Source organism: Streptomyces sp. NPDC001744, from assembly GCF_042892575.1.
Taxonomy (GTDB): domain Bacteria; phylum Actinomycetota; class Actinomycetes; order Streptomycetales; family Streptomycetaceae; genus Streptomyces.
This window is the reverse complement of sequence record NZ_JBIAUG010000002.1, coordinates 82,666-96,415: the sequence shown is the minus strand read 5'-3', so window position 1 is coordinate 96,415 and position 13,750 is coordinate 82,666. Positions and strand designations below refer to the sequence as shown.

The window sequence follows — 13,750 nt, the reverse complement described above, 5'->3', positions numbered from 1 at the left end:
CAACCGTGGACGGGCCTCTGGGGCAGCTGCTCGTCGCCGAGCGCTTCGGCGTCGAGGTGCCCACCTTCCAGGGCGAGGGTCCGAGTTGCGGCCATCCGGCAATCTTCATCCGGCTGTCCCGCTGCAACCTGACCTGCGAGTCCTGCGACACGAAGGAGACGTGGGACTGGAGCCAGTTCAAGCCTCAGGAGGTCTCGACGCGCGAGTCCGTGCCGGACCTCCTGGCGTGGGCGCTGCAGTCGCCGGTCGAGCTCGTGGTCATCACGGGCGGAGAGCCGCTGATCCAGCAGCGGAACCTGGTCCCCCTGGTGCGACGGCTGCTGGAGGCGGGCCGACGGGTCGAGTTCGAGACCAACGGCACGTTCATGCCCGACCCCGCGCTGCTGGTCGACGGTGTCCGGTTCAACGTATCGCCGAAGCTGGCGAGCTTCGGGATGGACGAGGCCAAGAGCATCGTGCCGTCCGTGCTCCGGGCGTTCGCCGCCTCCGAGCGGGCCGCTTTCAAGTTCGTCGCCTCCTCCGTCGCCGACATCGACCGGATCGCCGAGCTGGTGGACCGGCACGGGCTCGCGCCGGTGTGGGTGATGCCCGAGGGCACCACCGCGGAGGCCATCACCGCGACGGCCCGGGAGCTCGCGGACGCGGTCGCGGCGCGTCACTGGTACTTCACCACGCGCCTGCACGTGCTCGCCTTCGCCGACGCCCGAGGCCGCTGACCGTGCACCCCACTCATCTGCTCTTCTCCACCGTCCCCGGAAGCGAGACGACACCCATGACGAGCGCCACCACGATGGTCCCCAGTACCACCGAACCCGGCCGCCCCATGCCGCGCGTGGACACCAGCCGGGTCGCTGCCCTGATCGGCGACCTCCTGGTCGAGCTGGGCGAGGACCCCGCCCGCGAAGGGCTGAACGGCACCCCGGAGCGGGTCGCGACCTGGTGGAGGGACTTCCTCTCCCCGGCCGACGCCCCCGCACTCACGTGCTTCACCGAGTCCCATCTGGACGGCCAGCTGGTCGTGGTGGGCGGCATGAGCGTGTGGTCCCTCTGCGAGCATCACATGCTCCCCATGAACCTGCAGGTGGCGGCCGGATACGTGGCGGACGACGAAGTGGTGGGCCTGTCGAAGTTCGGCCGCCTCGCCCAGTTCGCCGCCGGACGGCTGCAGGTCCAGGAACGCTTCACTCGCCAGGTCGCCGAGCACCTCGTCGGCGTCCTCGGCCGCGAGGACGTCGCGGTCACCGTGCGCGGGGTGCACCTGTGCATGAGCATGCGTGGCGTGCGGATGGAGGACGCCCGCACCACGACGGTGCATCGGGGCGGCCGTTTCCGCACCGACCCGGTTCTCTCCCAGGAGTTCCTCACCATCGCCGCCGGGCAGTGGGGAGGGCGGTGATGGCCAAGAGCATCGACTTCTCCGTGATCGCCCCGCCCGCCTACCTCCGTGCCTTCGTCGCCCAAGAGCCCGCCCGGGTCCACCACGTCGCCGCCCAGCGGGTCCTGACGGACCTCTCCTACCGGGACTTCTTCGCCCGGGAGGCTGTACGCGGCGCCGAGATCATCGTCGACAACGGGCTCTTCGACCTCGGCTACGCCCTGCCCGCCGCCGACCTCGTCCGGGCCGCGCTCGCGGTGTCGGCGCGGGAGATCATCCTGCCCGACGTCATGCGGGACGGGGCCGCCACCTTGAAGGCCAGCGAGCAGGCCGCGCGCGAGATCCGGGAGCTGTCTGGTGACACCTTCCGGCTGTGCGCGGTCCTGCACGCCTCGGACGACGAGGAGTGGAGGCGGACCTACGACGCGTTCGTGAACAGCGGCTGGGCCGGGGCCATCGCCCTGCCGGCCTCGCGCCGTCCGGATCGGGACGGGCAGCTGTGCCGCACCCGCTGGCTGGCGACCGCCTACCTGGAAGAGCACGGTCTGGTCGACGACCTGATCGTCTACCGGCTGCTGGGTCTGGGCCGGACCGGGCACCTGGAACTCGTCGAGCAGCGCGAGCACGAGTGGATCTCCTCCGTGGACGGCGCAGCGCCGGTCATCCTCGGCGCGATGGGCATCGCCCTGCGACTCGAAGGCCCCTACGAGAAGCCCTCCACGCCCCGCATCGAGAACCTCGGCCCGATCCTCCCGAACCGCTTCGACCTGATCCGGCGGAACATCGCCGTCGTCCGTACCGCGGCCGGCAGCAGTGTCACGATCGCCGAGGAGAACCGATGACGTCCCTGATCGCCGCTCCCGCCCCCGGGCTGCTGCACGCGAGCCCGGTCGACTTCCACGGGCACACCATGAGCCCCAGCCGTCTGCTTCGCTACCTGGAGATCAAGGTCCACGACCTCATCCAGGAAAAGGACTGGGACAGCATCCGCGTGGTGGGCGGCTACGACCGCACCGCGGTGGTCTCCCGATACGAGAAGACCGGGAAGCTGTTCAACATCGAGCGGCCCACCGCGACCGTACAGGGCCGGGACCTGGTCCTCCAGGCGTTCCCCGGCGCCGACTACGTCCAGCACTACGCGCTGATCATCGCCACCTATCTGGCCCTGACAGGGCGGCCGGCGGACATCGTCACCTACCAGCCGCCCGGGCAGGAACAGTGCCGTTCCGCTTTCGACACGCTCGATCTGGACCTGGACGGCGATCTGGTGATCGTCGGCTGGGGCCTTCAGCACCTCGCCCCCACGAACGGGGTGTGGATGCGGGGGCCCGGCTACGCCTGGCAGCGCGCGGAGATAGCCGGACGGCGCGTGGTCTACCTCGGGTTCCTCCACAGCATCTGGGGCGACGTCGCCGGACGGGTCGTCGCACGGCTGGCCCAGCTCGGCGCCGGCGACGTCGTCTACATCGGCAAGGTCGGCTCGCTGGCCCCCGGGATCGAGCCAAACACCTGGCTGGCGACGGGCAACACCAGCCTGCTGCGGGGGTCGCTGGTGACCTGGGACGACTTCTTCGGCGACTTCGCCGCCGCCCAGGGCGGCGTGCAGAGCGGCCTGCACGTTTCCTCGCCCTCGATCCTGCTGGAAGACACCGACTGGCTGGCCCGGCACATGCCCTCGTACGCCTTCGTCGACCCGGAGATCGGCCCGATGGGGGCAGCCGCCCACACGGCAGGGATCCGGTTCGGATACCTGCACGTCATCTCCAACAACCTCACCGCGCACTACCCCGCCGACCTGTCCAACGAGCGGCACGACGACGTCCTGCGGCGGCGAGCCGTCCTCATCGACCGGATCCGCACCATCATCACCCACCGCCTGGCCGGCACTCCGGCCCGCTCCGGGGAAGGAACCCGATGACGACCAGCACGACGTCCGCCCCTGAGCCCGGGCGGCTGATCACCTTCGTCGGCGGCGACGGAGCCGGCAAGTCCACCCTCGCCACCCGCCTGCACCAGGCCCTGACCGACGCCGGCCACGAGGCGATCCTCGTCGGCAAGCACACCACCGACATCACGGCGGACCCGGAGCTGTCTGCATACCTCGACCGCCTCAACCAGCTGGTCTACCGGCGCGACGCCCACGTCGCCCAGGCGTGCGGCGACTACTACTGGCTGCTGGCCCTGGCCTCCTGGTACACCCTGCAGGACCGACTCGTGATCCGGCCCGCGCTCGCTGCCGGCACCCACGTGGTCCTCGACAACGCCCACCACAAGATCCTCGCCCGCTACGCGGTCAACCCCGAGGTCCCCGCCCGCCTCGCCGAACAGGTCTTCGCCCATCTGACCGAACCCGACCTGGTGTTCTTCCTGAACATCGGCGCCCGCGAAGCCCTCGCCCGCAAGGGCTCGTTCACCTCTCTGGAGACCGGCCACTCCGGCGACGGAGACGAGGACTTCATCCGCTACCAGGACACCGTCCTGAACCAGATGCGCGAACAGGCGTCCTGCAGCGACTGGCTGTGGCTCGACGTCGCGGGCCTGGACCGGGACGAGGTCTTCAAGACGGCCGCCGGCAACCTGGCTGACTGTCTGAACCTGACCGTCTGACCCACCCCACGCACTGATCGGCGAGGAACCACCATGGACCAGAGCCTGCCCACCAGCGGGACGTACGTATGCCACGGCATCACCTGGGCGAACGGAGCCCCCTGTCTCCTGCTCGCCCCGCCGCCCGGCAAACCCCTGCTTCACGCCCAGGTCGTGGGCGGGCGTCTGGCCTACCAGGTGAACGATGCCGGCCGGTGGTGCACCGGCCGGTACCGGTTCGCCGACCGCGTCCGCGTCGAAGCCGTCGCCTGCCCCGACCAGGCCCCGGCCGAGACCGGCGGCCAGTGCGCCGCCTGCACCGCGCGGGACGAATTCCGCTTCGCCCACCAGTTCCACTCCGGGGGCCACGTCCCCGACGCCCTGGCCGCCTACATGGCTCAGCCGCACTGGCTCTACCTGGCGACGTTCGCCGACGGCACCACCAAGGTCGGCACCGCAGCCGAACCCCGAAAGCGCTCCCGCCTCGACGAGCAGGGGGCCCTGGCGGCCACCTACCTGGCCAAGAGCCCCGACGGGCGCACGGTGCGGTTCGTCGAGGACGCTCTCTCCCGGCGCCTGGACCTGACGCAGACCGTTCGGGCTGCGGCCAAACTGAAGGCTCTGGCGGCTCTGCGCGACCTCGCCCCCGTCCGCGCCGCCCACCAGCAGCACCTCGACCGGGCGGCCGAAGCCCTGTCCGAGATGAGCATTCCGGCCGTGCTGGAGCCGTGGGCGCCGCCCGCCGAAGGCGACCTGCTCCGTGCCCCCGTCACCGAGCGTGCCCTGTACCCGCACGACCTGCGCAAGGGCGAGCACGGCCTGACGGTGCTCGCCTGCGTTGGCTCCCAGGGCCTGGCCACGCTCGACGGTGACGACCTGCCCTACCTGCTCGACCTCGGCGTCCTCAAGGGCCACCGCATCACCCTCGGGCCGCAGTTCTCCTCCCCCGCCGCCGCGGTGCAGTCCGCTCTCTTCTAACCCTTCAAGCCTCTGGTCCGGCCCCGGCCGCGGCCCCGATCCGTGAAGCGAGGACCTCTCCACCATGGCACCCCAGGACGCCCTGACCGGCTGGGACGAGACCGCCACCGCCGAGGCGTACGAAGCCTTCACCCGCATCCACCCGATGTATAACGTCACCAGCCTCGACCTCGCCGGCAGAGCCGGGCTGGCCGACGCCGGTCTGGTGGTGGACCTGTGCGGCGGGGCGGGTACGACCGCCCGCGCGATTCTCGGCCTGGTCCCGGACCGGGCCCGGGTCGTCTCCGTGGACAGCTCCGGCGCGATGCAGCGTGTCGGCCGACGCTCCCTGTCCGATCCCCGGCTGTCCTGGATCACCGCCCCGGCCGAGCAGCTCGCCGCACACGTCCCGGCCGGCGGTGTGGACGCGGTGGTGTGCAACTCGGCGATCTGGAAGGCCGACGTCGCGGCGGTCTTCGCCGCCGTCGCCCGCGTCCTGCGCCCGGGCGGCCGGTTCGTCTTCAACATCGGCGGCGGCTTCGCGGGCGTGCACCACCCCGACGAGCGCACCGTCCGTACCGGCCCGTCGCTGAACACCCTCATCCATCTGGTCGCCGCCCGCGATCACGGCTACACCCCTCCGCCGAAGGCCACAGATACGGCACCGAAACTGCCGCTGGAGACGGTCACCACCGAGCTGGCCGCCGCCGGACTGGCCCTCGTCGAGACAGAGGTCACCGCCCAGCACGGCACCATGGCGGAGAAGAAGGCGTGGCTGTCCATTCCCGTGTTCGCCCGTCCGGCAGGCGGCGGGTTCACCCACGCCCAGCGGATGGAGATCCTGGACGCGGCCTACTCCCTGACCACGCCCGACACCCCGACCGTGACGAGCTGGCTCGTCGCCGTCGCCCAGCGGCCCGTGGACACGCCATGAGCATGGCCGCCTCTCTCCCCGTTACCACCGAGGACTCCTGCGACCACACCAGCGTCGGGGTGCTGGTTCCCGGACCGGAGGGGCTGCTGGTGTTCGAGCGGGCGACGCCGCCAGCCGGTCTCGCACCGGTCGCCGGCCACATCGACCAGCACGGCAGCCCCGAACAGGCCGCCCGCAACGAGGTGGCCGAAGAGGTCGGGCTCACCGTCACGCGCCTGCACCCGCTGCTGACCCAGTGGCGCCCCAACCACTGCCGACGCACGCCCAGCGGCCCGGTCGGGCACCAGTGGTGGATCTTCCAGGCCGAGGTCCGCGGAACTCTGCGCTTCTCGGCCAGGGAGGTACGTGCCCCCCAGTGGGTCCGTCCCGAGCAGCTCCAGCACACCGCGCTGCGCACCGTCGACTACGCCGAAGGCCGCCTGACCAGCAGCGAGTTCGAAAGCCGTCCCGGCCTGACCCCGGTGTGGTGCCACTTCCTGCATGCCCTCCGGCTGATCACCCTGCCGCCGTCCGCCCTCGCCCGGATTGACACCGTCCTGTGAACGGCCGCCGAACCACCCGGTCAGCGGGCGCGAGCCGCCGAGGTGGCCAGGCGCCGGGCGTGCGTACGGATGCGGTCGCGGTCGTCGGGGAACACGCTCTCCCACTCCTCGTCCAGGCGGAACCACGCCGCCGGCTGCCCCGGCTCCGCCGCGAGCGATACTTCGCGGTCGACGATCGCGGCGTAGGACAGGCCCAGCGTCGGGGACCAGTCGGACCGGTAGGACCGCACCGCCACGGCAGCTGGCTCGGCCAGCAGCTCGACCCGCAGGCCGGTCTCCTCCAGCAGCTCACGGACGGCTGCCGCACGCGGCGTCTCCCCCGGCTCTGCCTTGCCGCCGGGCGGAACCCATCCGCGGACACGGTGCTTGACCAGCAGCACGTACTCGAAGGCGGGATCGGTCACCCACACCTCGGCCGCCAACGGCTCCATCCGGCGCCGGCGTGCCTCCTCCAGCCAGGCCCGCGCCCCGTCGAACTCCAGCGCGGCAAGACCGGCATCCGCAACAGCCTCGTCCACGACCACCTGAACAGCTTCACCAAGACTCACCCGCACCACCCTAGGCCGACACCCCACCCGTGCGGCGCAGGACTGGCCCGCCGAACAGACGACCGTGCCTGACCAGGGGCCCTGTGTCGCAAAGGCAGCGGGGCGGCAAGCGCGGTGCCCACTTCACGAAAGGAAGGCAGGACATGAACACCAGCACGATGGCGCCAGGAGCATGGGTCGTCCTCGGCGGCGTCCATCTCCTCAACCGCACCCTGCCACGTCGGGCAATCGAGCCCCTCGTCCTCGTCCGGGTCACCCCGCAGGAGGTGAGCCGGCCGAGCACCACCGTGATCATCCGCTGGGACACGCTCGGAACATGTTCCGCCGAAGCGCTCCGCAGCGACGGCATCCGGATCGGCTCGGCCCGGATCAACGGTGAGGACCTGTTCCCCGACGCCATCGCCGGCACTGCCCTGCGCGGGCTGATCGGTGCCGAGGCCGCCGCGAGCCTGGTGCCCCTGTGCTACCTGGCCGAATACCCCGATGGCTACCACGCCTACGCGCAGATCCGGTTCCACCCCGAGGATGCCTGCTTCGTGCGCACCACCAGCGAGCCGATCGGCCACGGACCGGTTCAGGCCCTTCGCTGGCTCGACCCGGTCCTGGCCGCGCACCACGTGTCGAGCACGGCACTCAACAACCACCGCCGATACTTCCGCAAGCACTTTGAAGGCACCGAGCTGGAGTACAAGTACACCCTCGACCCGGCGCCCGACATCTGGGCCGCCTCCATGGAACTCCTCAAGGCGCTGCGCGACGGTGAGCTGGAGGGTTGCCGGCCGGAGTACCGGGAGGAATTCCAGATCCACCACACCGAGAACTACCTCTTCGAGGTCACCGGCCCCGATCCGGAGGTCGGCTACGCCTCCTTCGTTCCCACGGTCACAGCCGGCAACGTGCTCAAGCGGAAGTGGTTCGCCAAGGACACCTTCGCCCGCCGAGAGGAGCTGGTGTACGGCATCAACGTCACCTCCGACAGCTTCGAGGCTTACCTACGTAGCGAACTGGGCCTCCAGGTACGGGCTATGCCGCCCTTCGAGCGTGTCCGCTACGACATCCAGTGTGAGTCGATGCGCACCGGTCACGTCTACGGAATCTTCCTCGACCGCTGCGCTCTCCTCGCGGACCCCACGGTGATCCTCTCGCAGTGCGAGCTGGAGTACCTGCGCACGCGGGGGGTCCTCGCCCAGGACCAGGACGAAGTCCTCGGCGAGATGGAGCGCATCAACGGCTGGCTCCGAAACTACGTCGCCAGCCGTGGTTGGGCGGTCGAGCACACCTTCCACTCCAAGCTGAGCTTCCTCCGGAGCGCCGTCGCCGCCCGGCCGACCCTGGTGACGGCCGGCTACGTACGCCGCGCAGCGACCGGACCGGTGCCGTTTTGTCCCGGGCGATGACCGGCTCGCCGGAGGGGCTCGCCGGCGAAGGCGTGCGAGACTCTCGCCCCGTTGACCGGTGCGCGCCTTCCGAAGGCAAGCCGAGACCACGTGCACGCCGCCGCGGCGTGAGACGCGTGGATCGCGGTGGACGCGCGAACCTCCCGACGTCGGCGAGGCTGGTCTCAGCCGTCGTGGTGACCGTAGGTGTCGAGGATCTGCTTGGTGCTCTCGCCCCGGAAGACCACGTGCCAGTGCATGTGCTTGGACTCCTGGTACAGCCCGAGGTTCGTGGTCACCGAGCACGACCCGTGCTCCTTCTCGACCCCCGCAGCCACCTCGCGCACCAGCCCGACGACCTCCGTCAGCAGGCTCGCGTCGGCGTGGCCCAGGTCCGTCAGCGACGGCACGTGTTCTTTGGGGATCACCACGATGTGCACCGGGTGCGCGGGGTTGGTGTGGTGGAAGGCGAGAGCCCGGTCCGTCTCCGCGACGATCTCGATCGGCGCCAGGCCGGACAGCGCCTGGTGGCAGTAGAAGTCAGAGACAGCAGTATGACCAGTCGTCACAGTCGGTCACTTTCTGTTTTCGTCGGGCGAGTCGCGCGCCGGCCTGCAGGGCGCGTCTCCCCACACCCTGGAAATCAACCGGACCAGCCGGGTGCAGGCAAACTCAAGGTACACAAAGGGGTGTTACTGGCGCGCTTGATGGACCGGCTCGCCTTCGAGCTCGCCTTAATCCATGCCCGATCGGGTGATGCGTCGCACCCCAAGGACTGGCAGCGCACGGCGGGCGCAGTGCCCCCGCGCACCGCCTCTAAGTCAGTTGACCTGCGTCGGCGCGCAGATCGCTCGGGCGATACGGCTTCCGACAAGGCGTTCGGCGACATCGAGCGGGTACCAACCAGCGCCTGTCACCTCGGACTCCTGCAGACGCCCCACCTCGCCGCGGACCGTGGTGAAGGCGAAGCCGAGGTCCAGGTGGAAGTGCTCTGGCTCGCCCTTCTGAGGCCGGGCGGGCACCAAGCCGTACTCGACGTAAACGGGAGCCGACGAGACGGCAGAGACCTGGCTGGGGTCGATACCGGTCTCCTCCGCCAGCTCGCGCGCTGCCGCCTCGACCAGCGTGGCATCGGTCGGCTCGACGTGGCCGCCCGGCTGCAAGGTGATTCCGTAGGCGCGGTGCTCGACGAGCAGGATCTCGGCGCCTCTGCGGACAACCAGGGCACCGACGGTCACATGCAAGGGGAAGGTGAACCGGGAGGCGAAGTCCTGGCCTTGCCCCAAGAGACGCAGAGGCTCAGACAGCTGCTCAACCTCGTCCGGGTAGTGCTGCAGATAGGCACCAAGGGCGTCCGAGATGTCGGTGTCCGTGATCGCCACAAGTCAACTCCAGCGAAGGCGTACGGGGCGGGAAGGCTCGCACTCTACAAGTCGCACGGGATTCGCAGTACGCCAACGCGCTCATCTTCACGCCGAAGCGCTCGCTGGCGGCGTTTCGGCCAACCTCCTTCCTCAGTAGCCCTGTTGCTGCAGGCGGGTCGATGCACTGTCCACGCTCCGACACGCGCCGAATCTCGGGGATCCCACTGAGACCGAAAGACACCAGTTCGATATCCCGGCGCGGTCGTTGAGCTACCCGACCGCCCCACGCGACCGTCCAGGAGGAACCGCCGTTGACCTCGACTCCCGTGAACGATCAGCACAAGACCACACCGCCTCCTCCCCCGCCGGCGGAGATCACCTACACCGGGCAGTACTCCATCAACCCGCTCGCCGAGGTGTCCTTCCGGCGGATGTGCGCGCAGATCCCCGCCGTCCTGGGCCGGATCGCGCGGCTGTCCTGGCGGATCGACCGGGGCGCCGTGCAGCTGCTTCTCGGCTGCCAGCTGGTCACGGGCGTCTCGGCCGCCGTGCTGCTGACGGCCACCGCCCGCGCCATGGAACCCGTACTCGGACCCGGGTCCGCCGGAGACCGCCTGCGGGGTGCCCTGCCGGCGCTGCTCGTGGTGACGGTCGCCGCCGCCGTGGCTCGGACAGCGAGAGCGGTGGCCTCGTACGCGGGGCGGCGGATCACGCCGCGGTTGACGACGGAGATGGATTCGGCGCTGGTCGAGGCGGTGTGCCGAGTGGAGGCGGCTGCGTACGCGGAGGACGGTTTCTCCGACCGGCGTGAGGCGGCCGAGATGGGGGTGATGCGCACCCACGTGATGGTGGCCGACGCGCAGCAGTTCGTGTCGGCGGTGATCCGCATGGTCACCGCCGGAGGCGTGCTGTCGGTGCTGAACCCGCTGATGCTGCCGCTGCTGCTGCTCGCCGTGCTGCCGGCCGGTGTCGGGGCCGTGCTGAGCGCGCGGGTCGACTACGAGATCCACTACGGCAACATCGCGGATCGCAACGTACGCGGGATGATGCGCTGGTGGGCCACCGAGTCCAAGTACAGCGACGAGGTCCGCGCGAACTCCATGGTCGACTATCTCGTCTACTGGTACCGGGCTCTATCGGACCGGTGCGATCGGCGCACCCTGGCCGCCGCGCCACGAACCCTGCGGATCGCTCTGCTGTCCGCGCTCGCCGGCGGCATCTGCCTGGCGGCGACGTGGGGTGCACTGGCCTGGCTGGCGGTCTCCGGCCGGATCGACCTCGCCGTCGCCGCGACGGCCGTGATCGCGGTGCAGACCATGCTCGCCGCCTTGACCCAGGTCGTCACCGGCGGCGCCGCGGTCTTCCACACCAGCCTGTACCTCGGCGACATGCAGAGCTTCCTCGACGAGGCCGCCGACCGCGCGCCCCAGCGGGGTCCTTGCCGTCTGGCCTCACCGGTGGACGAGATCCGTCTGGAAGAGGTCGTCTACCAGTACCCGGGCAAGGACAAGCCCGCCGTCGACGGCGTCTCGCTGACCCTGCGGCGCGGCCAGATCCTCGCGATCGTCGGGGCGAACGGCTCCGGGAAGAGCACCCTGACCCGGCTGCTGACCGGCATCTACCTGGCGGACAAGGGCACGGTCTCGTGGAACGGCACCGACCTCGCCGACGCCGACCCGGCCTCGGTCTGGCGCCTGACCGGCCTGGTGCCGCAGATCTTCGGGCAGTGGCCGCTGCGCCTGCGCGAGAACGTGACCCTCGGCCAGCCGCGTACCGACGACGACGCACCGGTGTGGGAGGCCGTCGACGCGGTCGGTCTGCGCGACGCCGTCGATGACCTCCCCGCCGGCCTCGACACCCTCCTCGCCCGGGACCTCTGGGGCGGCACGGAACTCTCCGGCGGCCAGTGGCAGCGCATCGCGTGTTCCAGGGCCCTGTACCGCCGGCCCGAACTCCTGATCCTCGACGAGCCCACCTCCCAGATGGACCCCCGGGGCGAACACCAGATCTTCGAGCAGATCAAGGCCATCGCCGCGGACCGCATCACCATTGTGGTCACCCACCGCCTGGAGAACACCAAGATCGCCGACCACGTCATCGTGATGGAGCACGGCCGGATCACTGAACAGGGCCGGTACGACGACCTCGCCCACGGCGGCGGAACCTTCGCCGAACTCCTGGAACTCTCCCAGGACCGCTGACCGACCTCACCGCGCCCCGCCCGAGAGGGAACCTCGTGACCGCCACCGCATCTACCGCGACCCCAGCTTATTGGGAGCCCTTGTGGCACAGCGGCCGTCGCTACCGGCCGCTGTGTCAGGCCGAGAAGCAGCTGATGGCCGAGCACCTCGGCCCCGGCGAGGGCCGTCCCGCCCTCGACATCGGCAGCGGCGACGGCTGCCTCGCCCGCCACCTCCACCACGAGCTCGGCTACCGCACGACCGGCATCGACTGCTCCCCCAGCGCCATCACGCTCGCCGCCGCCCAGGACGCCGGGCTGGGGCCGACGTGGCAGCGCCTGGACATCGCGACCGGCGATCTCACGACGCTCCCGGACGCGGCCTACGCCCTCATCACCTGCCGCCTGGTCTACCGATGGATGGACGACAAGCCCGGCTTCCTCAGCCGGGTCCGCCGCCTACTCGCGCCCGGCGGCACCTTCTGGGTCGTCACCGAGATCGCCGGCCGCCGCACGACCACCGAGCCGAGCCTCCTCGGCCTCGGCATCCCGCCGGCGGACGCCGAACTGCTCGCGGCCGGCTGGTCCGCCGCGCGGACCGCCGACCTCGACGTCCTGCGCTGCTACGCCCTGCGCCCCTGACCACCCGGCCCCGCGAACGGAAGGAAGTCCCTCGTGCTGGACGTCGAGAAGGAAATCGGCAAGATCTGGACCCTCTACGGCCGCCATCAGCTCGGCCGTACATTCGACCTGCCTGAGCTGGGCGAATGGGCCTGGGATATGTCGCAGGCCGGGCCCGGAATCAGCGTGCTCGGCGAGGTCGCCGGCCTGCGCGTCCTGGACCTGGGATCCGGAGTCGGCCGACACGCCGCCCACCTGGCCGCCCTCGGCGCCGACGTCACCGCCGTCGACGCCTCCCCCACCCAGCACCAGCGCGCCCTCGCCCGCTACCCCGACACCCCCGGCCTGCGCCTGGTGTGCGCCGACGCCGTCGACCACCTACGGGAAGCCGACCCCTACGACCTGATCTACTCCGTCAGCGGCATGCCCTTCCTGGATCCGCACCGCCTTATGCCCGCCCTGGCCAACGGCCTCAGGCCCGGGGGGCGGCTGGTGTTCAGCGCGCTGCACACCAGCTCCTGCGGCGACGGTCCGTCCGACTCCGTCACGGCCCGCCCGGAGATCCTGCGGCTGCCCGGCTCGGACATCGAGCACCAGATGCACATGTGGGTCCTCGAACCGCAGCTGTGGGAGGACCTCCTCGTCGACCACGGCCTTGTCATGGAGACGGTCACGACGATCGACTCCCCGCAGGCCGACCAGCCGCTGTCGTACCGGCTGTACGCGGCTCGCCGCCCGGAACGGATCCGCAGCCGGCCCCGGACGTCGGCGCCGCCCGCGCCCCACGCGGCGCTGGGGGTCGGCATCATCGTGCACGGCCCGGACGGTGCCCTGCTGGGGCGCCACCGGCGCGGCACGTGGGAATTGCCCGGCGGATCGTTGGAGCCCGGCGAGACCTTCGTCGAGGCCGTGATCCGAGAGCTCGCCGAGGAAACCGGGCTGACCGCGAAGCCGGCCGACGTGCAGCTGCTCGGCACGCTTCTCGACCACGTTGGCGGCGTCCTCCGGCTCACCGTGCCCGCGCTGATCACCCGCTGGTCCGGCACGCCACGGGAGCTGGAGAGAACGATCGGCTCGTGGCGATTCTGGAGCCTCGACGCACTGCCCCAGCCCCTCTTCGAGCCGAGCAGCCAATGCCTGACGGCTTGGAACCAGGACCTCCCCCTCGACCACCCGCCGGCCGACTTCCAGCCCTACGACACCCGCCTCTCGCCCGACTCACGGCCGACTCCGGACAGCTGATCGCCGCCGTGACCAGCACCCGAATC

General features: G+C 70.5%; 15 protein-coding genes. 12 read left to right on the top strand and 3 right to left on the bottom strand.

The window, feature by feature from the left end; translation table 11 throughout:
- Nucleotides 1–5 precede the first annotated feature (5 nt).
- The 8 genes from ACFYZY_RS02925 to ACFYZY_RS02890 all read left to right on the top strand — a co-directional run bounded on the left by ACFYZY_RS02925 (nucleotide 6) and on the right by ACFYZY_RS02890 (nucleotide 6,394).
- Nucleotides 6–716, top strand: coding sequence for a 7-carboxy-7-deazaguanine synthase QueE (locus ACFYZY_RS02925; RefSeq protein ID WP_388688916.1), 711 nt, complete (start codon nucleotides 6–8; stop codon nucleotides 714–716).
- A 2-nt stretch (nucleotides 717–718) separates the two neighbouring features.
- Nucleotides 719–1,396 (top strand): GTP cyclohydrolase I, encoded by a 678-nt coding sequence (gene folE / locus ACFYZY_RS02920; RefSeq protein ID WP_388688914.1) that lies wholly within the window; start codon nucleotides 719–721, stop codon nucleotides 1,394–1,396.
- Nucleotides 1,396–2,217 carry a hypothetical protein gene (locus tag ACFYZY_RS02915; RefSeq protein WP_388688912.1) on the top strand — a complete coding sequence of 274 codons (822 nt, stop codon included), beginning with the start codon at nucleotides 1,396–1,398 and terminating at the stop codon, nucleotides 2,215–2,217. Before folE ends, ACFYZY_RS02915 begins: the two co-directional genes overlap by 1 nt.
- Nucleotides 2,214–3,293: a hypothetical protein gene (locus ACFYZY_RS02910; RefSeq protein WP_388688911.1), complete on the top strand. Its 1,080-nt coding sequence runs from the start codon at nucleotides 2,214–2,216 to the stop codon at nucleotides 3,291–3,293. The genes ACFYZY_RS02915 and ACFYZY_RS02910 overlap by 4 nt, the downstream gene beginning before the upstream one ends.
- Nucleotides 3,290–3,982: a dTMP kinase gene (locus ACFYZY_RS02905; protein ID WP_388688909.1), complete on the top strand. Its 693-nt coding sequence runs from the start codon at nucleotides 3,290–3,292 to the stop codon at nucleotides 3,980–3,982. The genes ACFYZY_RS02910 and ACFYZY_RS02905 overlap by 4 nt, the downstream gene beginning before the upstream one ends.
- Nucleotides 3,983–4,015: 33 nt before the next feature.
- Entirely contained in the window at nucleotides 4,016–4,939 is a 924-nt protein-coding gene (locus ACFYZY_RS02900) for a DUF2797 domain-containing protein (protein ID WP_388688908.1), read from the top strand.
- 64 nt (nucleotides 4,940–5,003) lie between these two features.
- Nucleotides 5,004–5,852 carry a class I SAM-dependent methyltransferase gene (locus tag ACFYZY_RS02895; RefSeq protein WP_388688906.1) on the top strand — a complete coding sequence of 283 codons (849 nt, stop codon included), beginning with the start codon at nucleotides 5,004–5,006 and terminating at the stop codon, nucleotides 5,850–5,852.
- Between the two features lie 2 nt (nucleotides 5,853–5,854).
- Nucleotides 5,855–6,394: an NUDIX hydrolase gene (locus ACFYZY_RS02890; RefSeq protein WP_388688905.1), complete on the top strand. Its 540-nt coding sequence runs from the start codon at nucleotides 5,855–5,857 to the stop codon at nucleotides 6,392–6,394.
- Nucleotides 6,395–6,414: 20 nt separating this feature from the next.
- On the opposite strand, the gene ACFYZY_RS02885 is transcribed toward ACFYZY_RS02890, so the two are convergent.
- Nucleotides 6,415–6,942, bottom strand: a complete 528-nt coding sequence (locus tag ACFYZY_RS02885) for an NUDIX domain-containing protein (protein WP_388688903.1) — start codon at nucleotides 6,940–6,942, stop codon at nucleotides 6,415–6,417.
- A 143-nt stretch (nucleotides 6,943–7,085) separates the two neighbouring features.
- On the opposite strand from ACFYZY_RS02885, the gene ACFYZY_RS02880 reads away from it, so the two are divergent.
- On the top strand, nucleotides 7,086–8,339 hold the full coding sequence (locus ACFYZY_RS02880) for a hypothetical protein (protein WP_388688901.1): 1,254 nt from the start codon (nucleotides 7,086–7,088) through the stop codon (nucleotides 8,337–8,339).
- 164 nt (nucleotides 8,340–8,503) lie between these two features.
- Here ACFYZY_RS02880 and ACFYZY_RS02875 read toward each other — a convergent pair whose 3' ends face one another.
- Nucleotides 8,504–8,887, bottom strand: coding sequence for an HIT family protein (locus ACFYZY_RS02875; RefSeq protein ID WP_382944925.1), 384 nt, complete (start codon nucleotides 8,885–8,887; stop codon nucleotides 8,504–8,506).
- A 252-nt stretch (nucleotides 8,888–9,139) separates the two neighbouring features.
- Nucleotides 9,140–9,700 (bottom strand): NUDIX domain-containing protein, encoded by a 561-nt coding sequence (locus ACFYZY_RS02870; protein ID WP_388688899.1) that lies wholly within the window; start codon nucleotides 9,698–9,700, stop codon nucleotides 9,140–9,142.
- 413 nt (nucleotides 9,701–10,113) lie between these two features.
- On the opposite strand from ACFYZY_RS02870, the gene ACFYZY_RS02865 reads away from it, so the two are divergent.
- Genes ACFYZY_RS02865 through ACFYZY_RS02855 form a run of 3 tightly spaced genes read left to right on the top strand, consistent with a single transcriptional unit; the run spans nucleotide 10,114 to nucleotide 13,724 of the window.
- A complete protein-coding gene (locus ACFYZY_RS02865; RefSeq protein ID WP_388689355.1) occupies nucleotides 10,114–11,883 on the top strand; it encodes an ATP-binding cassette domain-containing protein in 1,770 nt (589 codons plus the stop codon).
- Between the two features lie 35 nt (nucleotides 11,884–11,918).
- Nucleotides 11,919–12,503 carry a class I SAM-dependent methyltransferase gene (locus tag ACFYZY_RS02860; RefSeq protein WP_388688898.1) on the top strand — a complete coding sequence of 195 codons (585 nt, stop codon included), beginning with the start codon at nucleotides 11,919–11,921 and terminating at the stop codon, nucleotides 12,501–12,503.
- Between the two features lie 33 nt (nucleotides 12,504–12,536).
- Nucleotides 12,537–13,724: an NUDIX domain-containing protein gene (locus ACFYZY_RS02855; RefSeq protein WP_388688897.1), complete on the top strand. Its 1,188-nt coding sequence runs from the start codon at nucleotides 12,537–12,539 to the stop codon at nucleotides 13,722–13,724.
- Nucleotides 13,725–13,750 lie beyond the last annotated feature (26 nt).